Source organism: Acetobacterium sp. KB-1 (assembly GCF_003260995.1).
GTDB classification, from domain to species: Bacteria; Bacillota; Clostridia; order Eubacteriales; family Eubacteriaceae; genus Acetobacterium; species Acetobacterium carbinolicum.
The window spans coordinates 2,665,029-2,689,662 of the sequence record NZ_CP030040.1; the positions used below are offsets into that span (position 1 = coordinate 2,665,029).

The following is a 24,634-nucleotide window of genomic DNA, read 5'->3' on the forward strand; positions in this document are numbered from 1 at the left end:
TATATATAAATATATAGATTAAAGTAATAGTAATAGTAGTAGGGGGTGTGGACAGTGTTGATAACTCGGCAAATGCGTCATTGATACAAAAAACCGAAAAAAAACCAGGGGATAAATTGTGGATAACTATCTTACTACTCAGACAAAGCGTGTGGGTTATTAATTGCCGTTAATTTCCCGCTCAATTCGGACGATGAGATTTTTAAAATCAGTATTGGTTGTCATTTCTTCCGCAATTTTTGAACAGGCATGGATTACGGTTGAATGATCCCGGCCGCCAAACTCTTCACCAATCCGGGGCAATGATAAATCAGTGATTTCCCGGGTAATATACATGGCAACCTGTCGGGGCAGGGAAATAGAGCGGGTTCTTTTTTTAGAATTCATGTCTTCAACAGTAATATTGAAGTATTTGGCTGTCACTTCTTTAATATATTCACTGGTAATCACAATATCTTCTTTTTTTCTAAAAATATCTTTTAGGGCATTTTTAGCTGATTCCAGATTAATGGGAACCTTATGCAGTTTAGAATAAGCAAAGACAGTGGTTAAAGCGCCTTCAAGTTCCCGGATATTAGAATGGATACTATCAGCGATAAAACTGAGTACTTCGTTTGGTATCTCATCGCTGAAAGAGGCGGCTTTTTTTCTGATAATGGCAATCCGGGTTTCAAAATTGGGGGCGTAAATATCGGTGATTAAACCGCTTTCAAAGCGGGAGCGAAGCCGTTCTTCAAGAGTTGGTATCTCTTTGGGCGGGCGATCACTACTGATGACAATCTGTTTATTTTCCTGGTGCAAGGTATTAAAGGTATGAAAAAATTCTTCCTGAGTACCTTCTTTTTTGGCTAAAAATTGGATATCATCAATTAAAAGGATATCCGCGCTTCGGTATTTGTTGCGAAACGAAATATTGGTCTTATTTTGAATGGCATCGATAAAGTCATTGGTAAATTTCTCACAAGAAACATAAACAACCTTTTTTTGCGGCGCATAAGATAAAATATAATGGCCAATTGCTTGCATCAGGTGAGTTTTTCCCAGACCAACACCGCCGTAGATAAAAAGCGGGTTGTAACGTTCGGATGGTGCTTCAGAAACAGCAACACAGGCGGCATGGGCGAAGCGGTTATTTTCACCAATAACGAAACTATCAAAGGTGTACTTGGGATTCATCGAATTATTTTGATAGTTTGATATTTTGTCATCCACATTAGTGAGCGATATCTGCGGTGAAGCATCATTTTGGGAGATCATTGCATCTTCTTCTTTTAAAACAATTTTGACCTGACCGGTTTTTCCGGTCACCTCGGCCAGAGCATTGGTGATTAAAGGAATATGCCGACTTTCCAAGATTCCTTTTTCGAATTCATTTTCCGATAAAAAATAATAAGTATTATTGACATAGTTTATGGGCTTTATTTTTAAGAACCAGGTGTTAAAACTGGTCGGACTAATATCCGGTTTAATAATTTCAAGTGCGGCATCCCATATTTTTTTAAAGGAAGTGTCCATTAAATGAACCTCCAATTTCTAATAAATTTAAGTCGTGTCGTTGTGGATAATAGTTTAACTTATGCACAGAGAATCTATTTTAATGTGAATAGGCAAATAAATCAAGCAAATTATAAGAAACATTGTTGATAACTTAAAAAAGTTTTACCAATAAAAAAGATAGGAATGAATGGAAAGTTCAGAAATATCGACAAGTTATCCCCAATTAATCCACAAAACATTGGTATTTGTGGATTAATTGACTAAATTTAAAGAACTTATCCACAATTTGGTTGATGAACCTAGTATAACAAATTGTGGTGAGTCATTCAATATAATTAAAATAAACATAAACCTTGCTAAAAACCTTTAGATTTGATAATATGACTTGACATAAAATAAGTGAGATTATATAATTCTAGGGTAAAAGTCTTATTAGCTTATAAACAAATGAATATAAAGGTTTAGTCAGGGGGTGTCGAAATGAAGAGAACTTATCAACCAAAAGTTAGACAACGAAAAAAAGAACATGGTTTCAGAAAAAGAATGTCTGCAAAAAGCGGTCGGCTTATTTTAAAGAAGAGAAGACAAAAAGGAAGAGAAAAATTATCAGCATAATCCTTTGTAGACCGTTTATCAAAAGCGGTCTTTTGTTTAATAAAAATTAGGAGAATTCCTTTGGTGAAAATAAAGTCCCTGAGCAAGGAAAATGAATTTAAACGTGTTTTTAAAATTGGGGATGTCTTCGGAAATAAAATCTTTGTGATTTACTTTCTAAAAAACGAAGCGCAGACCAATCGTTTAGGGATAATTGTCAGTAAAAAGGTTTCTAAAAAAGCTGTAATTAGAAATAAGGTAAAAAGACGAATAAAAGAGGCATATCGTCATAATGAAGATTCTTTTAAAATGGGGTATGATATTATTCTAATTGCTAAGGAATCCATTAAAGAAGTGCCGTACAGTAGTTTGGAAAAGTCGTTAAAACATTTGTTTTATAAGAAGAATCTCATGAGGCCATAGGATGTTAAAAAAATTCCTGGTGTTAATTGTTAGAGGATATCAGAAATTTATTTCACCTCTTTTAGGAAATAATTGTCGTTTTAGTCCCACTTGTTCAGAGTATTTTATTTTAGCCGTTGAAAAATACGGTGTGTTAAGGGGAACCTATTTGGGTGGAAAACGCATTCTCAGATGCCATCCTTTTAATCCTGGGGGATATGACCCCCTTCCTTAGAATGATTAGGGAGAAAAACTTAAGGAGTTAATGAATGGAGTTTTTATACCAGATCTTTGGTTGGCTGCTACTTCAAATTTACAATTTAGTTGGAAATTATGGACTAGCAATTATACTATTTACAATATTAATTAAGGTATTATTATTACCGCTTAATATTAAACAAACTAAATCCATGAAGGATATGCAACGCCTTCAGCCGGAGTTACAAAAGCTTAACAAAAAGTATAAAAATAATAAAGAAAAATTAAATGAAGAAACCTTAAAGTTGTACAAAACCTTTAAAGTAAACCCGGCAGGCGGCTGTTTACCGCTGTTACTCCAATTTCCAATTTTAATTGGTTTATATGGCACATTAAGAGCACCTGATGTTTGGGTATTTCCAAATGGGATCATTGAAACAATTGATATGTCTTTTTTATGGATGCAAAGTTTAAGCGTGCCGGATCCAATTTATGTATTGCCAATTTTAGCGGCAGTATTTACCTTTGTCACACAGAAGTTTACAATGGCAGCATCACCAAATACTAATCCGGATGATCCTAATGCTAAAACACAAAAAATCATGCTCTATGCGATGCCATTGATGATTGGTTATATTTCGATATCGATGCCGGCAGGGGTAGCACTTTATTGGGTGGTCCAGAACATCTTTACTTTTGTTCAGCAATTTATTATGATGCAAATTCCAGAACCGGATATTTCCATTGAAGAAGCGGAGCGTCGGGTTCGTGAAGCGGAAGAAGAACGGAAAGCTGAATTAGCAGCTAAACGGGCTGCCGCTAATCCTAATACCTCTAAAAGCAGTAAAAAAGAGCAGAGTGACGAGCCGAAAAAACCGTTAACACGGCCAGCGTCAAATAAAAAAATACAAAGTTCAAAATCCTATCAGCCACCTGATGTACAGCGAAAAAAACCATCAGTAGAAATTCCCGAGCGCGACGCAGTTCAGGAAGAAGCTTATCAAAAAGCCAAACAACGTAATGATAACAAGTAAAATGATGACAAAAAGCTAAGGAGAGGGAAAATGAATAAGACAGTAACGGGTACTGGTAAAACCGTAGAAGATGCTATTAACCATGGTTTGCAACAACTTGGTGTAACAAAAGAACAAGTTGAAACAAAAGTATTGCAAGTACCGGACAGTGGATTAATGAAGCTTTTTGGGAAAAAAGAAGCCATCGTTGAGGTAGCACTGATAAATAATCCCGAACAACGGGCCCTGGATTTTTTAAATGATGTTCTTAATGCCATGAAAATTCATTGTAAAATCCATACCCGTCTCGAGGATAAAGTATTATTCATTGATCTGGAAGGTAATGATATGGGCGTCTTAATTGGGCGTCGTGGTCAAACGCTGGATTCTCTCCAGTATTTAGTTAGTTTAGTCATCAATCGACAGCATGAAGAATATGTTCGGGTGATTCTGGATACCGAAAACTACCGGGCTAAGCGGGAAAAGACACTGGAAGATCTGGGTGAGAAAATGGCTAATAAAGCAGTATATTATCATAAAAAAATGCTGCTAGAACCGATGAATCCTTCAGAACGACGTGTCATCCATGCAAAACTTCAAAATCACGATAAGGTATTTACCTTTAGTGAAGGCGAAGAACCCTATCGCCGGGTTGTTATCCAATTAAAAGACAAAAATTAAGGATCTAAAGAACGTTTAGAAATAATCAGGCACTTTGCAAGTTAGCTTAAGAGTTAATTGTGAAGTGCTTTTTTAATACTTGTTATCCTTTGGCTTTTATTATATTATAATAGATTAGGAAACGATTATTAAGACAGGAGAAAAAAGTGGAAGTCTTATTTCAAAGTGAAGATACCATTGCAGCGGTTGCTACCGGTATGGGTGGTGCTGGTATTGGTATTATTAGAATCAGCGGAGCCCAGGCCGTGGCACTTGGCAATGAGCTATTTGTCAATCCCCGGGGAAAAACCCTGGCAGCGGCTAAAAGTCATGAATTAGTTTACGGACGAATTGTCGATCCAGAAACAAAAAAAGATATTGATGAGGTGCTCATTTCAAAAATGAAAGCACCCCACTCCTATACGGCCGAAGATGTGGTAGAAATTAATTGTCATGGGGGAATTGTCCCGATGCGCAAAATATTAAAACTGGTCATTGCTTCTGGCGCACGGTTGGCAGAACCCGGGGAATTTACCAAGCGGGCTTTTATAAATGGACGAATGGATCTGACTCAGGCCGAAGCTGTTATTGATATCATCAATGCTAAAACCGAAAAAAGTCTGGAGTATTCGGTGGCCCAATTAGAAGGACGGCTCGCGCAAAAATTAGAAGCGCTGGATGCAACCTTGGTTGAGATTCTATCTCATATGGAAGTTAACATTGATTATCCTGAATACGATATTGAAGAAATCTCCTATGATTTTGTGAGTAACCAGATCCGATTGCTGTTAACCAAGATAAAAGAAATCCTGATGGTGGCAGAAACGGGGAAAATTTATCGTGAAGGTATCACCACCGCGATTCTGGGCGAGCCTAATGTCGGAAAATCATCCTTATTAAATACCTTATTAATGGAAAACAAAGCGATCGTCACCGACATACCGGGAACAACCCGGGATACCATTGAAGAATATATTAATATTGAAGGGGTTCCCTTTAAAATTATCGATACTGCCGGGATCAGAGAAACGAATAATCTGGTCGAAAAAATCGGGGTGGAAAAATCCAAAGCCCTTTTAAACCAAACGAATCTGGTGATCTTTATGCGCGATATCTCAAAGGAAATGTCCGCCGGCGAAAAGGAATTAATCGAGTTACTTAAAAACCGCAAAACCATTTATATTGCCAACAAGACCGATACCATCACCGAAACCGCGCTCGAGATACCAGCGCCCTGGATTCCAATGTCGCTACTGGAAGAACAGGGGATCAAAACGCTGCGCCAGAAAATGCTGGATATGGTTTTTGAAGGAAGTGTCAATCAGGATGCCGATTACCTGATTAGCAATACCCGGCACATTCAATTGTTGGAAACAACTAAAAATAGTCTGGAAAATGCCATCACAACAATGGCCAGTCAAATGCCTCTGGAACTCGTCAGTATTGACGTCATGGAGGCCTTAGAGGCGCTTCGGGGAATTACCGGCAAGGCTGTTGGGATGGATATTATCGATCAGATTTTTAAAAATTTTTGCATTGGAAAGTAGAGGAAGTAGTATGACATATCCAGGAGGAGATTACGACATTGTCGTCATTGGTGCTGGCCACGCGGGTGTTGAAGCAGCACTTGCTAGTGCCCGAATTGGACAAAAAACCCTGTTACTCACGATCAATCTGGATTCAGTAGCGATGATGCCCTGCAATCCGTCCATTGGCGGCACCGGAAAAGGACATCTGGTTAGAGAGATCGATGCCCTTGGCGGCGAAATGGGTAAGACCATTGATGCAACGATGATTCAGTGCAAGATGTTAAATACTGCCAAAGGCCCGGCTGTTCATTCGCTGCGGGCGCAGGCCGATAAAAAAGCCTACCAGTTCCGGATGAAAGAAGTGATTGAGAACCAGGTGAACCTACTTTTAAAACAACAGGAAGCGACTGAGATTATTGTAAAAGACGGGAAGATTACCGGTGTGATGGTTAATACCGGAGCCATTTACAACGCTCGGGCAGTAATTATCTGTAGCGGAACCTATTTAAAGGGACGCATTATCATTGGCGATGTAAAGTATGATAGTGGACCCAACGGATTATTTCCAGCCATGTATTTATCGGACAGCCTCGAAAAAAATGGTATCGCGCTGCAGCGCTTTAAAACGGGTACGCCAGCCCGGGTCGATGCGAAAACCCTGGATTACACCAAAATGATTATCCAGGAGGGGGATGCTCACATTGTTCCTTTTTCTTTTGAAACGGAAAAAATTGAAATTGATCAGGTACCCTGTTACCTGACCTATACTAACGCAGAAACCCATGATATTATCAATGCCAATATTGAACGATCACCACTGTATACTGGTGACGTGGTGGGTATTGGTCCCCGTTATTGCCCTTCCATTGAAACCAAGGTGATGCGCTTTCACGATAAAGAGCGGCATCAGATTTTTATGGAGCCGGAAGGTCTTAACACCAACGAGATCTACGTTCAGGGAATGTCGTCCTGTTTGCCGGAAGAGGTTCAAATTGCCCTATACCGAACGGTGCCGGGAATGGAAGAGGTAGAGTTTATGCGTTCGGCTTATGCCATTGAATATGACTGTATTCATCCGACTCGATTAAAGGCCTCTCTGGAGTCCAAGGAGGTAACGGGGTTATTTTTTGCCGGCCAGATTAATGGCACCTCCGGTTACGAAGAAGCGGCTGCTCAGGGGCTGATTGCTGGCATTAACGCGTCACTCTATTTACGGGGTGAACAACCAGTGATTATTGATCGATCTGAAGGCTACATCGGGGTGCTAATCGATGATATTATAACAAAAGGGATTGACGAACCCTATCGAATGATGACATCCCGGGCTGAATATCGATTATTGTTAAGGCAGGATAACGCTGATCTGCGGCTAACCGAGATCGGCTATCGGGTGGGGTTGATTGCCGAAGCCCGTTATCAAAGATTTCTGGAGAAAAAGGAACAAATAAAACAGGAGATCGTGCGCTTAAGTCAGGTTGTTGTTAAGCCTAATCAGGAAAACAACGCGATGCTTAAATCTTTTAGCAGCTCAGAGATTGAGCATGGTTTACCAATCGGGGAGCTACTCAGGCGACCGGAAATTAAATACCTGCAAACGGAGGTCTTTGATCCAGAACGACCAGCCCTTCACTGGAGCGTGGTGGAACAGGTTGAGGTACAGATTAAATATGAAGGCTATATCAAAAAACAATTACTGCAGGTGGAGCAATTTAAAAAGCTCGAACACAAATTGATTCCCCAGGCGCTTGATTACGCAAAAATAGGGGGACTCCGGATTGAGGCGGCCGAAAAGCTTCAGGAAATAAAACCATTGTCGATCGGTCAGGCATCTCGAATTTCTGGTGTGTCACCAGCGGATATTTCGGTTTTATTAATCGCCCTGGAGCAACGCCGAAGAAATTCAGATAAAGAGGGAACAGATCATGAATAATCGTATCGAGAAATTAATTAATCTGGGCAAAGAGGTTGAAATTACCATTAACGAAAAACAGGGAGAAAAGCTGATCGCTTATATGGATCAGCTTCTGGAAAAAAACAAACACATCAATTTGACTCGGATAACTGATGAAGATGAGTTCATTAAGCTTCATTTACTTGATTCCCTGACCTTGCTTAAGCTAATCAAAGATCCTCAGGCGAGCATCCTTGATGTAGGAACCGGCGGCGGCTTTCCCGGAATCCCTTTGGCGATATTATTAGCGGACGCCCAGATTACCCTGATGGATTCCACTAAAAAGAAGCTCAATGTGGTTTCTTCCATTGCCATGGAGTTAGGTATAAAAAACGTACAAGTCCTTCATGGCAGGGCGGAAGAATTGGGGCAGGACAGTAACTATCGTGAAAAGTATGGGGTTGTCACATCTAGGGCAGTTGCCAACCTGACCCTGCTTTCTGAATATTGTTTACCACTGACAAAGGTCGGCGGACAGTTTTTATCGATGAAAGGGCGCGACTACCAGGAAGAGTTGGAGGCGGCCAGAAAGTCAATTGCCGTTTTAGGTGGAAAAATAGTTGAAATCGAAAAAGGTTTATTACTGCAAAGCGATTATGTTCATGTTATAATGAATGTTGAAAAAATTAAATCAACACCCGATCTTTTTCCGCGAATGAATGGTAAGATTAAAAAGGAAGCCTTTCCCGTTTAAATCAAAATTGCAAGAAGAAATAAAGGCTTTTATGATACTATTTGATCGGGTTTTTAAGCGATGTTTCACGTGAAACATCGCTTAAACATGAAATATACAGAGGATTAGTTTTTCTCATGTTTCACGTGAAACATGAGGCCCGTAATAATTAACAGTATCAGAACTAAACGAGCCAGATTGCTTATGGTCGTTTTGCAAGGATAGTGCGAGTGATTAAATTTAAGGAGTAGAGTATGGCGAAAATCGTGGCAGTATTTAATCAAAAAGGTGGGGTTGGAAAAACCACCACCAATATCAACTTAACCACTGCCCTCAGTTTAGAAGGATACCGGATCCTGGTTATTGACATTGACCCCCAGGGCAATACCAGCAGCGGATTCGGAATTGAAAAGAATAATCTAAAAAAAAGTGTTTATAATGGCATTATCCATGGTGACGACCTGAAAGAGATTATTTTGACTACTTCTTACGAGAATCTTCATATTCTTCCATCCCATCCCGATCTGGCTGGGGCTGAAATTGAACTGACAAACATGTCACAACGAGAATTGCGCCTCAAAAATAGCATTGAGAATGTCAAACCATTCTATGATTATATATTTATTGACTGCCCGCCATCACTCGGATTATTAACCATTAATGCGCTGGCGATGACAAATACGGTACTAATCCCGATTCAGTGTGAGTTTTATGCCTTAGAAGGAGTAAGTCAACTGATGAATACCATCAGTCTGGTCAAACAGGGACTCAATCCTCAACTGGAAATTGAGGGTGTTCTGATGACCATGTTCGATAGCCGGACGAACTTATCAAACCAGGTTGTCGATGAGGTGGTTGATTATTTCAAGGATAAGGTTTATGAAACGATGATTCCCAGAAATATACGGCTAGCAGAAGCACCCAGTTACGGGCAGACTATTTTTGAATATGCCAACGCTTCAAAGGGATCAAAAGCATATCTTGCCCTTGCAAAAGAGTTCATACAGAGACAGGAGTAGTTATGGGAAAAAATACAGGTTTAGGAAAAGGTTTGAGAGCGTTGTTTCCTGAAGAAGCGATGGTTACTTCACAAGAAGATGAGGTTTTGGCGGTTGATCTTGAGAAGCTTGTTTTTTATGTAAAAACAAATAATCTTAAGCCAAATCCGAAACAACCGCGAAAAACCTTTGATCGCAATAAATTGGAAGAATTGGGCGCTTCAATCAAAGAACATGGCATCGTTCAGCCACTGGTGGTTAAACCTGAAGCAAAAGGTTATACTATTATTGCGGGAGAACGACGCTGGCGGGCGGCAAACATGATTGGCTTGAAAGAGGTTCCGGTAATCGTAAAAGACTTGCCCCCGGAAGAAGTTCTGGAAATTGCCATTATTGAAAATGTGCAGCGGGAAAACCTAAATAGCATGGAAGAAGCGATGGCTTTTGTGGCGCTGATGGAAAACTTCAATCTAACTCAGGGTGAAATTGGCATAAGAATCGGGAAAAGCCGAACAGCCATTGCCAACACGCTCAGGCTTTTAAAACTGCCTAAAGTAATTCAGGAGCAGTTAGCTCAGGGTGAGATTACATCGGGCCATGCCCGAGCCATTCTGATTTTGGATGATCCGGAAAAAATGATCACCTTTGCGAATGAGATCATTGAAAAGGGAATGAGTGTCCGGGAAGCAGAAAACCGCATAAAAAAAATGCAGGCAGAAGGTTTGGCAAAACCGTTGCAGAAGAAAAAAGAAGATAATAAGGGATATATCATCGAAATTCAGGATGCTTTAGAGAAAAAATTTGAGACTAAAGTTCATTTAAGCAGCCGCGGTAAAAAAGGGAAAATTGAGTTTGTCTATTCGTCACTGGAAGAATTGGATCGTCTGCTCGAACAATTGGGATATGAAAAAACAAACTAAAACCCGTCAAATTATGACAATTCAATTATGAAATGGAGAAAATAATGAATCAAATCAAAAGAAAGAGGCGATTGTCGGCGTTAGAAGCTGCAGTATTGGGAAATATCCTCTATATTGTGATTGTTCTGATATTTAAAAATGTCTTTGATCAACTCAGGTCAAGTGATTTTAACTATTTATTTAATGGCGTTCAATTGCTAACCATTGGGATGTTTTGGATAATCTTGTTTGCCATCAGTTTTAAAAACATCAGTGGAAATGAAAAGCCAAGGGCACTTAAATATGTAGTTTACAGCTTGATACCAATTATTGTTTTAACGGTCACATTAACCGTTGTTGCCACTATGAATCCGGGACAGGACACCAATAGTATCTGGAATCAATTTTCCTTTATTGCCGCGCCGACGATCTTTTGGTATTTGCCATATGGGTTAATTTATCAACTGATTGGCAGTGAAATATCAATCTTTATCCTGTTCGGAATCGCCTTAATTCTGACAATTGTATTTCAGCTCTTTGGCATTATTTTAGGACGAATCATCGGCCGAAAATATCGGGAAGAGACGAGAGCGGAAGATCAGCGGGATTTGGAGTTTGAAGCAGAAGCAAAGAAAGACAAGAGAAAACCCCGTCGAAAATCAAAAATGCCGAAACGGGAAAGTATTGGTCTGGATGGACTTTCTAATGAACAGATCAATGAAGGTTTCACACCTAAGGATACCGAAACAATGAGCATGACAGGGGTAATCATTGAAGAGAATTATGTTGCACCAGAACGAATAAATTACCGAAAACCACGTCGAGAAAGGTCCGAATCCGGTCTTTTCGAGAGTGTTGACGCCACTGGGGAAGAAAAACGCTTTAACGCTGAAAAAGTTCCGCCAACGTTTGAAACGGATATTAAGCCAGCGGCGATACCGGAAATAGCAGCAGCTAAGGCTGCTAGCAAGGCGCAGTCGGATTCGGTCGATCAATGGAACCAATCGAATCGCATTGAACGGGATGATTTAAACAAAGGTATAAATCAGCATGAAGAAACAGACGATAAGTCGTTTTTAAAAGAAACCAGCGCAGTGCGGATTATTAATGAAGAAGATATTGAAGAATATTACAGGAATAAAAAATGAGTTTATCATCATTAACATCACTTGATTTTATTTGCATCCTGATTTGCTTGCTTTCAGGAATCGCAGGATACAAACGAGGTGCAATAAATACCCTGATTAGTTTCGGGGGATTTATTGCATCTTTTGTAATAGCCTGGATTTTTTCACCACTGCTGGCAGACTGGCTGATTCAGTCAGGCGTACTTAATGGCCTGTTCGAAACCATAAATGTGGAAGCTGTTTCGCAGTCGCTGATCGATCTTGGGGCCCAGCAAAGTGGCTTAACCACCTCGCTGTTGGGAGACGCGCTCATAAGCGGTGGCCAATCGGTAGTGGACCAGAGCCTAACCGCGATAGCGGGGTTGATTAGGCATGGGATTGCTCAAAGCATCAGTTTTGGAATCATTGTTTTGGGGGTCACTATTTTATGTTGGATCCTGCAGATTATTTTTCTCGGGATCACCAAAATGCCCGTCATTGGAACAATCAATCGTCTGGCGGGAACGCTCCTTGGGCTGATTTTAGGGGGCTCAATCATCGCCGTTATGCTTTGGATCTTTTCAGCAATCAATCTTTCAACCGGCGGTGTCACAAATTTACCAACGGCCGAGAATAGCAGTCTGATTCAAATAGTGGTACCAATTGTGCGTAGCTATATCGGAATTCAATAGGAGATAATAATGGAGTCTTTAACAGCAAGTTTTTCATCTTATTTAAGCCAAATCGATTTTTCGAATCTTTTACAAAAAACTCTGGTTTCGGTAATTGTGCTGATTGCTGTAGTGATCAGCCTAAAAATAACCTATGGTGTGGTCAATCGGGTTTTTGACCCCGAAAAGCTCGGTCTTGAACCCCGGGATATCCGTCGAATCACGACCTTAAACCATGTTACAAAAGCCGCCATTAGAGCCGGCGTCTGGACCCTGGCGAGCTTGATTATCCTGGGTCAGTTTATTAATGTGGGTTCACTACTGGCAGTAGCTGGAGTCGGAACACTGGCCATTGGTTTTGGTGCCCAGGGTATTGTCGAAGATGTAATGAGCGGCTTTGTGATTGTCTTTGAAAATCAATTCAGTGTCGGCGATTATGTGATCATCGATGAGACACACTATGGGATCGTGGAGAGTATTGGCATCCGCACCACCAGTGTCAGGGAATTTGATGGCGGGCTCTTTATTATTCATAACGGAAAAATTGACCGCTTAATAAATTTTTCCAAGGGATATGTAAAAGCCATTGTCGATGTGGGTTTTGCTTATGAGGAAGACATTAACAAGGTGAAGGAAATACTGGAAGAAATATGTACGGATCTTCATGAGAATCATCAGGATCTGTTTAAAATACGACCAGAAATACTGGGTGTAACCCGACTGGATCCATCGGCAGTTAATATTCGTGTCGTTTGCGATGAGGACGCCTCATCTAAATTTATGGCTGAAAATACCCTAAGACAGCGCATCAAAGAAGTCTTTGATGAAAGAGGGATCGAAATACCATATAATAAAACCGTTATTTACAATCGCGAAGCAATTAAAAAAATGCATGAAAAAAGCTGAGGTGAAACATGGAAACAAAGATTTATGAACTTGGGGATCGGGTTGAAATGAAAAAAAAGCACCCCTGTGGGAGTTTCCAGTGGGAAATCATCCGGATGGGGGCGGATATCAAGATTAAGTGTCTTGGTTGTGGCCATATTGTTATGCTACCGCGCTCCAAGTTTAATAAGCAGATAAAAAAAGTTGTGATCAATGAGGACAAGGTAGAAAAATGAAAACTTATTTTATGACCCATTGGAATGGTGCAGAAACGTACTTTGAAAAAAATCTAAAATCGACATACTATTTTTGTCTGGCATTTTTTGGAATAATGATTATTTTAAATACCTTACTATTTCTAAATGATCCCGGATTGAGTCAAAGTTATTTTAAAGAATTGCAGTCTTTATTCAATCAAAAGGAATTTCTTAACAGCACTGGCGTCGAATTATGGTTTGGAATTTTCTTTAATAACGTCATCGCCAGTGGGATCAGCATCCTTTTGGGAATGATTCCTTTTTTGTTTTTACCAATGTTTTCATTGGCCTCCAATGCCATCGTGATCGGGCTTATTGGAGCCGTCTATCAAACAAACGGCTTTGGTTGGTTTGTCTTTTTAGTTGGTATTTTACCACATGGGATTATTGAGATCCCGGCACTGATCCTTGGGGTGACATTAGGGGTTAATATCTGCTTTAAGTTAGTTAAAGCAATTCTAAAAAGAAGTATTAAAGGCGAATTGAAACAGGCATTTATAGGATGTTTGCGTATTTACGTATTATGGGTCATCCCACTCTTCTTCGTTGCGGCATTTATTGAAACATTTTTGACGCCAATTCTTTTTAATGTCGTTCTGCCGGCGTGAATAAAATATTAAAACAAAACACTTGCATGAATTGAAAGATATGATATAATTAAAAGCTGTAATCCTTGCTTGCTGGAAAAGTGAGCCATAGTCCATGAGGAGGTGAAATGGAATGAGAAAGTACGAAACATTATTTGTTTTAAAACCGGATCTTGAAAAAGAAGCGATTGAAGAATTAGTTGGCAAAGTAAAAGCTGTTATTGAAGCGGCTGGAGAAATTGAAAAAGTCGATGAATGGGGCAAAAGAAAATTAGCCTACGAAATTGCTAAAAAGTATCAAGAAGGCTTCTACGTATTAATCGACTTCAAAGCTGAGAACTCAGTGCTTGATGCATTGGATCATTTATACAAAATAAACGAACAGTTTATTCGAAGTATTGTAATTAAAAAAGAGAAATAGGGGGCAATTCTGTGAATAAAGTAATTTTACTAGGAAGACTAACCCGAGATCCTGAGATGAAAAACACCACCACAGGTAAAGCAGTTACCCGATTTAGTCTCGCTGTCGATCGTCGCTTTAAAAATAAAGACGGTCAAAAAGAAGCCGACTTTATTAACATTGTGGTATGGGGAAAACAGGCAGAATTTGCGGCGCAATATCTGACTAAAGGAAGCCAAATCAGTTTATCTGGACGACTAGAAGCAAGAAGTTACGAAGCACAGGATGGTCAACGACGCTATATCACAGAAGTTGTTGCAGATGAGATTAATTTCGTGTCTTCCGGCCAGAAATCTTCTAACGCCGGCGCCGGTTTCCAACAAACTTCAGCGCCACAAAGCGCAAATAATAATAATATGTCAGTAATGGGATTAGATGAAGATTTTCATTTAATGGCCGATGATGACGATATACCTTTTTAAGATAGGAGGAAAAATTTAATGCCAAAACCATTTAAAAAGCGAAGAAAAGTTTGTGAGTTCTGCGAACGAAAAGTAGAAAATGTTGATTATAAAGATGTAATCACACTGAAGAAATTCGTTTCCGAACGTGGTAAAATTCTACCAAGACGAGCCACTGGGACCTGTGCTAAACATCAGAGAAAGGTAACTGAAGCGATTAAACGTGCGCGAAACGTTGCCCTTTTACCATATAGCTCAAATAACTAGAAATTTTAAAGCTGTTTGTTTCAGGAAGGTCCTGAAACAAACAGCTTTTTGCATGTTATCGAGGATAAACGGGGCCCACAAAGAGCGAATCATTTGGGAAGTCGATTATTCCGATAGCCAAAACGATAAAATACCAAAAACCGCATTCTTGAGAAATTCGGGATAAACACGCACAAAAATAATGGGCATTTTCTTTTATTGTGATATAATGGTTTGGTAACTTTTTACGCATAAATAAACTGCGTATGTGAACAGTTAAGTTGCCAATTTGGAGGATTAATGAAAACACGCGGAATAACAGAAGGTGCGATATTTTGTGCACTGGGAGTCATGCTTACTTTAATCAGCTATTATCTGCCGTTCTTTATACTATTAGTATGTTTCATACCGGTACCAATGGTAATTTTGGGGAAACGCCAGGGTTTGAAGGTCAGTATTCTTTCTAGCGTCGCGGCCACCATTCTAATCGGTCTGTTTTTAGGACCCCTCAATGGGATTTCCTTTGGGGCCCTGATGCTCTTTGTCGGGTGCAGTTTAGGATTTGCATATCATCGTGATTTAGCGCCATTAAAAAAAGTTGTTATCGGTATTATTGGTTTTTTGATTTTACTGATCGCGGTGGTTGTCGGTTATGAGTTTGTGATGGGGATCAGTTTTACCGATCTGCTGTTTCAGACCCTGGAGCAGAGTACCCGTGAGGTGATAACGCTTTATGAAAGTACCAATTTAATCGATGCCGAACAAGTATCAATCGCTAAAGATGACATGGCAATGAATATTGAAATGATGAAACTGGCACTGCCTAGCACATTTCTGTTAATGCCAGTTGTTTTTGGAATGATAAATGTTTTAGTTTCAGACATGATCTTAAAACGAATTGGTTATCCGGTAAAAACCTTTAAACCGCTGAGCCAATGGGAAATGCCGGTCACACTCAAATATTTTCTGATGGTAATCTTACTGGGTGATTTTATTATCAGTCTATTTCAGGTAACCAGTATTCCGCTCATTTACATTGTGACCGTCATGAATTTTACAAATATTATTTTTTTTGTGATGGGTATTGCGCTTATTTTTAACTACCTGGATTACAAAAAAATAAAAAATACAGGGGTGAAGGTTTTAGTCGTTCTGCTCAGTTTTTTGCTCAGCTCAGTTATTACCATTGTCGGAGTGGCTGATACTTACATCGGAATTCGCCAGATTTATCGAAGGGAGTCCCAGATAAAATGAAAGAATCGAAGAAAGGTGTTGTCCGGTTTGCTATTGCGGCCGAGTTGCTTGTTTCGGTCATTCTTGGCTTTTATAATATTTATTGGGGTATTGCCGGAGTGGCGATCTTTGTGATCCTGATTATTTATTATACCCAAAACATTAATATTGATGAGATTAAGATCGATAAGGCGATTGATGAAATATACGGCGATCTGGATAAGATCAATCAGGAGCGGATGTATGAAATGCCCATCGCCATGACCATTGTCGATAATGAGGGGATGATTTATTGGTATAATCAGGCTTTTGGAAAGGCCTTTAAGAAAGAGAAAGAAGGCTTGTTCAAAAAAAACATCGTCAACGAGTTGGATTTTAATCTGGCCGAAGCGGTTAAAGCGGATGAATTTACCTTCCATCATGAAGAGCGGGATTATGGGGTGGTCACCAACGCCTTTTCAGATAAGGTGCACAGTTTTGAGTTGCTCCATTTTTTTGATATCACCGAACAGAGTAAGCAACGCCAACTGTATCGAAAAAATTCGCCCTTGTTTTGCTATATTGTCATCGACAATTATGATGATATCATTGAACAAATCCCCAGTCATAAACGCTCGGCGATTTTGGGACAGGTGGATCTTAAGTTAAACGAATGGGCCAAGCAGCTTGGCAGTGCCATTATCAAGTATGAAAGTGATCGCTATTTAATGATTTTTGAGCGGGGCAAAATCTGTGCGCTGCAAAAAGAAACCTTTAAAATATTAGATGAGATTCGGGAAATTGAAAACGATGAAAAAATTCCGATAACCCTCAGTATTGGTATTGGAATCTCGGAGAGCATTCTGGGAATTGTCGAATCCCAGGAATTATCCAAGTCGGCACTCGATATTGCCCTGGCCCGGGGTGGTGATCAGGCGGTGGTTCGGCAAGATGAAAAAATGTCATTTTACGGCGGCAAAACTGAAGCCACCGAAAAAAGAACCAAGGTCAAGGCCCGGGTTAAGGCTCATGGTCTGAAAGAGCTGATTAAAGAAGCCGATCACGTTTTGCTAATGGGGCATCAGAATCCGGATATGGATTGTCTGGGCTCAGCGGTAGGTTTGCTGGGAGCCTGTAAATCTCTGGGTAAAGAAGGAAAAATAGTCGTTCGCGAAATTAACTACTCGATTAAATCACTTTTTGACTATTTACTGGAAAACGAAGCCTATCAGGATGCGTTTATCACTCCTAAAGAAGCAGAAAACTATGCGACTAAAAACACCTTACTGATCATCGTTGATACCCAAACGGTGAATTATCTGGAAATGCCAGGTCTCGTCGATCAGATCCCTAAGATTGTCGTTATCGATCATCATCGGCGATCCGGGAAGGCAATTAAGGAAACCTTGCTGAACTATACCGAAACCTATGCTTCATCGACTTGTGAGTTGGTAACGGAGCTACTCCAGTATTTTGATGAGAAGAATCATCTGACGGTCATTGAGGCCAACGCGCTGATGGCAGGGATTTGTATGGATACCAAAATGTTTACCATGAAAACCGGGGTGCGAACCTTTGAAGCGGCATCCTATTTAAAACGAAAAGGCGCGGATACGATTATCAGTAAGATCCTGCTGCAGGATGACTTAACGACGTATACGGCAAAGTCGGATGCGGTCAAAAATGCTAAAATATACTTTGATAACATTGCCATTTCAACCTTTGAAAACAATACTGATTATGGCAAGGTTATCGCTGCCCAGGCAGCCGATGAACTGCTAAACATCAAAGGGATTGTGGCTTCCTTTATTATTTTAAAAAATGATGAAGGTTTGGCCATCAGCGCCCGTTCGATGGGCGAAGTCAATGTACAGGTAATCTTGGAAACACTCGGCGGCGGCGGGCATTTAGCCATTGCCGGAGCGCAATTCCCGGGGGAAAATAATCTTGAAACCGGAAAAGAGCTACTACTCACCGCCATTAAAGAATATAAGAAGGAGAATGGATCATGAAAGTAATATTATTAGAAAATGTAAAAAATGTTGGAAATAAAGGTGATATTGTTGAAGTTAAAGATGGCTATGGTCGAAACTTCCTGATTAAAACCGGCAAGGGTATTATTGGCAATAAGGAAAACATTGCCATGGCGGAACAAAACAAGGCGGATGAAGCGAATAAGGTTGAAACGGAGCGACTGGCAGCGGTTGAGTTGGCAAAAAAAATTGATCAAACAGAAATTACCATTACCGAACGGGCCGGAGAAGATGGCAAGCTGTTTGGATCGGTTACCAGTAAAGATATTACCGAAGCGCTGGAAAAGCAAAAGGACATCAAGGTTGATAAACGTAAGATTGAACTGGAGATGCCACTGCGAAATGTGGGCCGCGCTGAGGTTAAAATTAAAACCTACCAGGGTGTCATGGGAAAACTGACCGTTATTATCAAAGGCGAAGCCTAGGAGACTAAGTGGTGAAAAATGCCAAAGTCCCACCACATAATTTAGAAGCGGAGCAGTCTGTTTTAGGCGCCATCCTGATGGATGAGTCTAATATTGCCCGGGCTGAAGAGTTGTTATCGCCCCATGACTTTTATCGGGGGGCCCATAAAGAGATTTATGAAGCGATGCTTGATCTGCACAACGAACGAAAACCCATCGATACCGTCACGCTGATCAACTCGCTTAGGAACCGCGGAGTGCTGGAAAAAATTGGCGGCGTTGGTTATCTTAGTGAGCTTATTGAGATGGTGCCAATTAATCGAAACTATCTGGAATACTGCCAGATCGTTCATGAAAAGGCGGTGATTCGAAATCTTATCCAAACCGCGACTCAGATTCTGGAAGACAGTTATGGTCAGTATGAAAATATCGGGGATGTGATTGACCGGGCCGAACAGGAAATCTTCAAGGTTTCTCAGGGACGACGAACCGGTGATTTTCAAAGTATTCAAGAAACCCTTAGCACCACTCTGGCTCAAATAGAAGCCATTGAAAGTAAAAAAGGCAAGCTCACCGGCATCGAAACGGGCTTTACCGAGCTTAATCATATTACCTCCGGCTTACAACCGTCGGATCTGATTATTGTGGCGGCCCGGCCATCGATGGGGAAAACCGCCTTTGCATTGAATATTGCCCAAAATGCTGCCGTCAAAGATAATCGGTCGGTGGCTATTTTCAGCCTGGAAATGTCCAAAGAGCAGTTGGTTCAACGGATGCTTTGTGCCGCCTCATTGGTGGACAGCAATAACGTCCGTACCGGTAACCTGAGTAAGGAAGACTGGGAGCGGATGGTGGTTGGTTATAATACCCTCTACGGGGCCAGCATTTTTATTGATGACACCCCGGGGATCACGGTTTCGGAGGTTCGCTCCAAATGTCGACGGCTAAAAACCGAGAAATCCCTGGATCTGATTGTGATTGACTACCTGCAGCTAATGAGCGGCGGCAACCGTAGTGAAAACCGGCAAAATGAAATCTCCGAAATGTCCCGGGGTCTTAAAGCCCTGGCCCGGGAAATGGAAGCTCCGGTGATTGCGCTGTCTCAGCTTAGTCGTGCGCCGGATGCAAGGACCGATCATCACCCGGTGATGTCGGATCTGCGTGAATCGGGTTCGATCGAGCAGGATGCCGATGTAATCATGCTCTTGTATCGGGAATTCTATTATGATCAAAACCCGGAGCTCAAAAATTTATCAGAATTAATCATTGCCAAGCAACGTAATGGTCCCGTCGGAACCATTCGTTTGGCATGGATTCCCGAATATACAAAATTCAACGATCTGGCGCCAGGTTACAATGATGACTACGGCCCAGATGCGTTTGCATAAAGGAAGAACAACATGAAATATGATGTGATAATCATCGGAGCGGGACCTAGCGGTATTTTTGCTGCCATGGAACTGGCGAAGAAAAATAAGACCCTAAAGATCCTGATGTTAGAAAAAGGCAATTCCATTGAAAAACGGATTTGTCCGAAACGCCAGACCAATGTCTGTATTGGCTGCAAGCCCTGTAATATTACCACCGGTTTTGCTGGCGCCGGAGCCTATTCGGATGGCAAGCTGTCGCTTTCACCCGATGTTGGTGGTGAATTGCCAGAATATATCGGCTATAATGCGACGGTCGATCTGATTAAGTATGTCGATGATCTCTACATCGAGTTTGGTGCCGACAAACGGGTTCATGGGTTGGATAATCCCGAAAAAATCCGCGATATCCGCACCAAAGCGATCCAGAGCAATTTAAAACTGATTGAATGTCCGGTCCGCCATATGGGCACCGAGGTCGGTTATACCATTTATCAGCGGATTCAAAACTACTTAATTAATGATCTGGGCATTGAAATTAAATTTCGGACTGCGGTGCAAAGTCTAGTGGTCGAAGATAACACGGTTGTTGGGGTTGTGGCCAAGGGTGAAACCTACAGGGCCGATAAGGTGCTCGTGGCGGTCGGTCGGGATGGTTCCGAATGGTTTACTTCGATGTGTGAATCTTACAAGGTTGAAACAAAGGTCGGAAAAATTGATATCGGGATTCGGTTAGAAACCCGAAACGAGGTCATGCAGGAAATTAATGATGCCCTTTACGAAGGTAAGCTGGTCTATTATACCCCTACTTTTGATGACAGTGTCCGAACCTTTTGTTCAAACCCCGGCGGCGTGGTTTCGACTGAATACTATGATAACCAGTTGGCAGTGGTCAATGGCCACAGCTATAAATCCGATAAGTTAAAAACGAACAACACCAATTTTGCGCTGCTTGTTTCTAAAAGCTTTACGGAACCCTTTAGGGAAGCGGTGGCTTATGGCAAGCACATTGCCAGCCTGGGAAACATGCTTACCGGCAACAAGATCATGGTTCAGCGTTACGGTGACTTCTTAAGAGGTCGGCGCACCACTCAGGAACGGCTGATGCGTAATAACATCCAGCCGACCTTAATTGATGCGGTGCCCGGGGATCTTTGCTTAGTCTTGCCCTACCGGATTATGAAGGACATTGATGAAATGATTCAGGCCCTGGATCATGTGTCACCTGGTTTAGCCAGTGACGAAACCCTGCTTTACGGGGTGGAGGTTAAGTTTTATTCCAATAAGGTAACGGTCGATAAAAACTTTCAGTCCAGCATTAAGAATCTCTACGTGCTGGGTGATGGTGCCGGGGTAACCAGGGGGTTGATGCAGGCATCCGCCAATGGGGTGTATGTGGCCAGAAACCTCTATAACGAATAGATGTCCGGAAAACTATATATTGTTGGTACTCCAATCGGGAATCTGGACGATATGAGCATCCGGGGATTAAGAGTCTTGCAGGAGGTTGATCTGATCGCTGCTGAAGATACGAGACATTCGATTAAGCTGCTCAATCACTTTGAAATTTCCAAAAAGATGGTGGCCTATCATCAACATAACGAACAACAGTCCAGTGAAGGCCTCATGCAACTGTTAAAACAAGGCCAGGACATCGCCCTGATTTCCGATGCCGGGATGCCGCTGATCTCTGATCCGGGATCGGTGCTGGTAAAAAGCTGTGTTGAGAATGACATTGCGCTGGAAGTGGTTCCCGGCCCTAACGCCGGACTCTGCGGTCTGGTGCTGTCAGGACTTAATACCCGCTCTTTTTTGTTTCTCGGTTTTTTAGGCAAAGAAAATAAGGCCGTTAAAGAAGGCCTTAAACGAATCGAAGCATCGGAGTTTACCGTCGTCCTTTACGAATCCCCCCACCGGCTATCAAAAACCCTGGAAATTCTTGATCAGCAGGGTCTGGGTCACCGGCAGATGAGTATTTCAAGAGAAATTACCAAACGCTACGAGGAAACCCGCTATGGCACGATCAAGGAACACCTTCATTATTATCAGGAGCAGTCCCCCCGCGGCGAATATGTGCTCTGTATTGAAGGCCGGACCGCCGACGAAGGCAACGCCGCAGCTGGACTGGAACTGGAAAGCCTGAGTCTCGAAGAACATCTGGAATATTATCTGAATACGGGCCTGCCGGAAAAAGAAGCCATGAAAGCCGTGGCCAAAGACCGGAATATTTCCAGGCGGGATGTTTATAATGCGGTTAAACGATAAAGCCCTTGAAAAAATCTGGAATTAAAGTATAATAGGGATAGCAATTAAAAAAGCAATAAAAAATTACGATGAAGAGAAGAGTAGGTGTGGGCACTGTGAAGAGCGAGCCGGGATGGTGAAAGCCGGTGACAGAAAAAGCATTGAAGATGGCCTCGGAGTAAGTTTGGGTGAATGTTTTAGCCTGGACCGCTTGACGCGATAAAACTGAAAGTTTAGATAACTTATGAAGGCATTATTTGTGAGAATAGTGCGAACTAAGGTGGTAACGCGAACCCTTCGCCCTTAACTGGACGGGGGGTTTTTTGTGGATTAAGCCATCAAATACGGAAGAATCAATAAAAGGAGAAGTTTATGACAGACAAAACATTTTATATTTCAACCCCCATTTATTATCCCAGTGGAAACCTGCATATCGGCCATACCTATACCACGGTGGCAGCGGATACAATTACCCGGTTTAAAAAACTGCAGGGCTATGATACCTATTTTTTAACCGGTACCGATGAACATGGCCAAAAGATTGAAAAGGTGGCCGAAGCCGCAGGAGTTGCGCCTCAGGCCTATGTCGATGGGATTGTCACCGGGATCAAAAACCTCTGGGAGACGATGAACATCAACTACGATCAGTTTATTCGAACGACCGATCCCGAGCATGAAAAAACGATTCAACGTATTTTTAAAAAGCTCTATGATCAGGGTGATATTTATAAATCCAACTATGAAGGTTGGTACTGTACGCCGTGCGAATCGTTCTGGACCGAAAGTCAATTAGTCGATGGGAATTGTCCGGACTGTGGACGGCCGGTGGAAAAAGCCTCGGAAGAAGCCTACTTCTTTAGAATGTCAAAATATGCCGATGGTCTGATGAAATATATTGACGATAACCCTCACTTTATTCAGCCCGAATCGCGAAAAAATGAAATGATCAATAACTTTATTAAACCCGGCTTGCAGGATTTATGCGTTTCCCGGACCTCCTTTACCTGGGGGGTACCGGTGGATTTTGATCCCGGACATGTCGTTTATGTGTGGATTGATGCCCTGCCCAACTACATCTCAGCCCTCGGTTACCTCAATGATAAACCCAACCTGATGGATCGGTACTGGCCGGCTGATGTTCATCTGGTCGGCAAAGATATTATCCGTTTCCATACCATTTACTGGCCAATTATCCTGATGGCGTTAAAATTACCGCTACCCAAACAGGTTTATGGCCATGGTTGGATCCTTCTAAAAGGTGGCAAAATGTCCAAATCGGTGGGGAATGTGGTCGATCCGGTGGTACTCGTGGAAAAGTATGGCGTCGATGCCGTGCGCTACCATGTGCTTCGGGAAATGAGCTATGGTTCCGACGGCGTTTATAATGAAGACCTGCTAGTCAGCCATATCAATTCCGATCTGGCCAATGACCTCGGCAACCTGCTCAGCCGGACCCTGGCGATGACCGATAAATACTTTGGCGGTGTGATTCCCAAAGAACGGGAAAAAGCTGAAATCGACCGTGACCTGATTGAACTGGCCGAGAAAACCCCGGGGCTTGTCAGTGCTTACATGGACAAACTGGATTTTAGCCGGGCCCTGGAAGAAACCTGGAAACTGATTTCCCGTTCCAATAAATATATTGATGAAACCCAACCCTGGATACTGGGAAAAACCCCGGAAAAACAAGCCCGATTGGCCCAGGTGATGTATAACCTGACCGAAGCGCTACGGATTGTCACGGTGCTGATTTCCGCGGCAATGCCAGAAACCGCCCAAAAAATCGGCGAACAGCTAAAATGTCCGGCGGATTGTTTAACCTGGGACAGCTTAAAGCATTTTGGGGGCTATCCCGAAGGCCTCAAAATTGAACGTTGCGACGCCCTGTTCCCGCGGATTGAGCTTGAAAAAAAGGAAGCTAAACCGGTCAAAGAAGCTGCGAAAGCCAAAAAAGAAAAGGATGCCGAAACGCAACAAGAACTGCCGGAGGGCCTGATCACCATTGACGACTTTGCCAAGGTGAAGTTGCGGGTGGCCGAAGTGGTGGCCTGTGAACCCCATCCCGATGCCGATCGATTACTGGTTTTACAGCTTTTGGTGGGTCAGGAAAAACGTCAGGTGGTATCTGGTATTGCCAAATATTATGCCCCGGAAGATCTGGTTGGAAAAACCGTCATTCTGGTGGCTAACTTAAAACCGGTCAACCTCCGGGGTCTGGAATCCAACGGGATGATTTTAGCCGCGACCAAGGGCAAAAAATTGTCATTGGTGACGGTCGATGGTATTCCCTCCGGCGGAAAAGTTTCATAATAATTAGAACGATTTGCTGGCTGGTTGAAAATGGTTG

Annotated in this window: 26 protein-coding genes; 25 read left to right on the plus strand and 1 reads right to left on the minus strand. The window is 41.9% G+C overall.

Going from position 1 to position 24,634, the window contains the following annotated elements:
• Nucleotides 1-159 precede the first annotated feature (159 nt).
• Nucleotides 160-1,515: a chromosomal replication initiator protein DnaA gene (gene dnaA / locus DOZ58_RS12305; protein WP_111888556.1), complete on the minus strand. Its 1,356-nt coding sequence runs from the start codon at nt 1,513-1,515 to the stop codon at nt 160-162.
• Nucleotides 1,516-1,977: 462 nt separating this feature from the next.
• Here dnaA and rpmH point away from each other — a divergent pair, with 462 nt between their 5' ends.
• The 25 genes from rpmH (at nt 1,978) to metG (ending at nt 24,597) form a co-directional block, all read left to right on the plus strand.
• A complete protein-coding gene (gene rpmH / locus DOZ58_RS12310) occupies nt 1,978-2,112 on the plus strand; it encodes a 50S ribosomal protein L34 (protein ID WP_041669680.1) in 135 nt (44 codons plus the stop codon).
• Between the two features lie 63 nt (nt 2,113-2,175).
• A complete protein-coding gene (rnpA, locus tag DOZ58_RS12315; protein ID WP_111889764.1) occupies nt 2,176-2,514 on the plus strand; it encodes a ribonuclease P protein component in 339 nt (112 codons plus the stop codon).
• Between the two features lies 1 nt (nt 2,515).
• Nucleotides 2,516-2,728, plus strand: coding sequence for a membrane protein insertion efficiency factor YidD (gene yidD, locus DOZ58_RS12320; protein WP_111888557.1), 213 nt, complete (start codon nt 2,516-2,518; stop codon nt 2,726-2,728).
• A 34-nt stretch (nt 2,729-2,762) separates the two neighbouring features.
• On the plus strand, nt 2,763-3,725 hold the full coding sequence (locus DOZ58_RS12325) for a YidC/Oxa1 family membrane protein insertase (RefSeq protein WP_111888558.1): 963 nt from the start codon (nt 2,763-2,765) through the stop codon (nt 3,723-3,725).
• Nucleotides 3,726-3,755: 30 nt separating this feature from the next.
• The gene (gene jag, locus DOZ58_RS12330; RefSeq protein ID WP_111888559.1) at nt 3,756-4,385 is read left to right on the plus strand and encodes an RNA-binding cell elongation regulator Jag/EloR; all 630 of its coding nucleotides are present in this window, start codon (nt 3,756-3,758) and stop codon (nt 4,383-4,385) included.
• A gap of 146 nt (nt 4,386-4,531) precedes the next feature.
• Complete coding sequence (gene mnmE / locus DOZ58_RS12335; protein ID WP_111888560.1) at nt 4,532-5,911, plus strand: tRNA uridine-5-carboxymethylaminomethyl(34) synthesis GTPase MnmE; 1,380 nt, start codon at nt 4,532-4,534, stop codon at nt 5,909-5,911.
• A gap of 10 nt (nt 5,912-5,921) precedes the next feature.
• Nucleotides 5,922-7,823, plus strand: coding sequence for a tRNA uridine-5-carboxymethylaminomethyl(34) synthesis enzyme MnmG (mnmG, locus tag DOZ58_RS12340; protein ID WP_111888561.1), 1,902 nt, complete (start codon nt 5,922-5,924; stop codon nt 7,821-7,823).
• Nucleotides 7,816-8,538, plus strand: coding sequence for a 16S rRNA (guanine(527)-N(7))-methyltransferase RsmG (rsmG, locus tag DOZ58_RS12345; RefSeq protein WP_111888562.1), 723 nt, complete (start codon nt 7,816-7,818; stop codon nt 8,536-8,538). Before mnmG ends, rsmG begins: the two co-directional genes overlap by 8 nt.
• Before the next feature lie 233 nt (nt 8,539-8,771).
• Nucleotides 8,772-9,536 (plus strand): ParA family protein, encoded by a 765-nt coding sequence (locus tag DOZ58_RS12350; protein ID WP_111888563.1) that lies wholly within the window; start codon nt 8,772-8,774, stop codon nt 9,534-9,536.
• Nucleotides 9,537-9,538: 2 nt separating this feature from the next.
• Entirely contained in the window at nt 9,539-10,435 is an 897-nt protein-coding gene (locus DOZ58_RS12355) for a ParB/RepB/Spo0J family partition protein (protein ID WP_111888564.1), read from the plus strand.
• A 44-nt stretch (nt 10,436-10,479) separates the two neighbouring features.
• Complete coding sequence (locus tag DOZ58_RS12360; RefSeq protein WP_111888565.1) at nt 10,480-11,562, plus strand: hypothetical protein; 1,083 nt, start codon at nt 10,480-10,482, stop codon at nt 11,560-11,562.
• Complete coding sequence (locus DOZ58_RS12365) at nt 11,559-12,212, plus strand: CvpA family protein (protein WP_111888566.1); 654 nt, start codon at nt 11,559-11,561, stop codon at nt 12,210-12,212. Before DOZ58_RS12360 ends, DOZ58_RS12365 begins: the two co-directional genes overlap by 4 nt.
• Nucleotides 12,213-12,221: 9 nt before the next feature.
• Nucleotides 12,222-13,097: a mechanosensitive ion channel family protein gene (locus DOZ58_RS12370; RefSeq protein WP_111888567.1), complete on the plus strand. Its 876-nt coding sequence runs from the start codon at nt 12,222-12,224 to the stop codon at nt 13,095-13,097.
• Between the two features lie 8 nt (nt 13,098-13,105).
• Nucleotides 13,106-13,312, plus strand: coding sequence for a DUF951 domain-containing protein (locus tag DOZ58_RS12375; protein ID WP_111888568.1), 207 nt, complete (start codon nt 13,106-13,108; stop codon nt 13,310-13,312).
• A complete protein-coding gene (locus tag DOZ58_RS12380) occupies nt 13,309-13,941 on the plus strand; it encodes a stage II sporulation protein M (RefSeq protein ID WP_111888569.1) in 633 nt (210 codons plus the stop codon). Before DOZ58_RS12375 ends, DOZ58_RS12380 begins: the two co-directional genes overlap by 4 nt.
• 112 nt (nt 13,942-14,053) lie before the next feature.
• The gene (rpsF, locus tag DOZ58_RS12385; protein WP_111888570.1) at nt 14,054-14,341 is read left to right on the plus strand and encodes a 30S ribosomal protein S6; all 288 of its coding nucleotides are present in this window, start codon (nt 14,054-14,056) and stop codon (nt 14,339-14,341) included.
• 11 nt (nt 14,342-14,352) lie between these two features.
• A complete protein-coding gene (locus tag DOZ58_RS12390; RefSeq protein ID WP_111888571.1) occupies nt 14,353-14,802 on the plus strand; it encodes a single-stranded DNA-binding protein in 450 nt (149 codons plus the stop codon).
• 18 nt (nt 14,803-14,820) lie between these two features.
• The gene (gene rpsR, locus DOZ58_RS12395) at nt 14,821-15,048 is read left to right on the plus strand and encodes a 30S ribosomal protein S18 (protein ID WP_026394929.1); all 228 of its coding nucleotides are present in this window, start codon (nt 14,821-14,823) and stop codon (nt 15,046-15,048) included.
• 279 nt (nt 15,049-15,327) lie between these two features.
• A complete protein-coding gene (locus DOZ58_RS12400; protein WP_111888572.1) occupies nt 15,328-16,281 on the plus strand; it encodes a YybS family protein in 954 nt (317 codons plus the stop codon).
• Nucleotides 16,278-18,251, plus strand: a complete 1,974-nt coding sequence (locus DOZ58_RS12405) for a DHH family phosphoesterase (protein WP_111888573.1) — start codon at nt 16,278-16,280, stop codon at nt 18,249-18,251. Before DOZ58_RS12400 ends, DOZ58_RS12405 begins: the two co-directional genes overlap by 4 nt.
• Nucleotides 18,248-18,697 (plus strand): 50S ribosomal protein L9, encoded by a 450-nt coding sequence (rplI, locus tag DOZ58_RS12410; protein WP_111888574.1) that lies wholly within the window; start codon nt 18,248-18,250, stop codon nt 18,695-18,697. Before DOZ58_RS12405 ends, rplI begins: the two co-directional genes overlap by 4 nt.
• A gap of 11 nt (nt 18,698-18,708) precedes the next feature.
• On the plus strand, nt 18,709-20,064 hold the full coding sequence (dnaB, locus tag DOZ58_RS12415) for a replicative DNA helicase (RefSeq protein WP_111888575.1): 1,356 nt from the start codon (nt 18,709-18,711) through the stop codon (nt 20,062-20,064).
• Nucleotides 20,065-20,076: 12 nt separating this feature from the next.
• A complete protein-coding gene (locus DOZ58_RS12420; RefSeq protein ID WP_111888576.1) occupies nt 20,077-21,465 on the plus strand; it encodes an NAD(P)/FAD-dependent oxidoreductase in 1,389 nt (462 codons plus the stop codon).
• Nucleotides 21,466-22,308: a 16S rRNA (cytidine(1402)-2'-O)-methyltransferase gene (rsmI, locus tag DOZ58_RS12425; protein WP_111888577.1), complete on the plus strand. Its 843-nt coding sequence runs from the start codon at nt 21,466-21,468 to the stop codon at nt 22,306-22,308. It begins immediately after the preceding gene.
• Between the two features lie 351 nt (nt 22,309-22,659).
• Entirely contained in the window at nt 22,660-24,597 is a 1,938-nt protein-coding gene (gene metG, locus DOZ58_RS12430) for a methionine--tRNA ligase (protein WP_111888578.1), read from the plus strand.
• Nucleotides 24,598-24,634 lie beyond the last annotated feature (37 nt).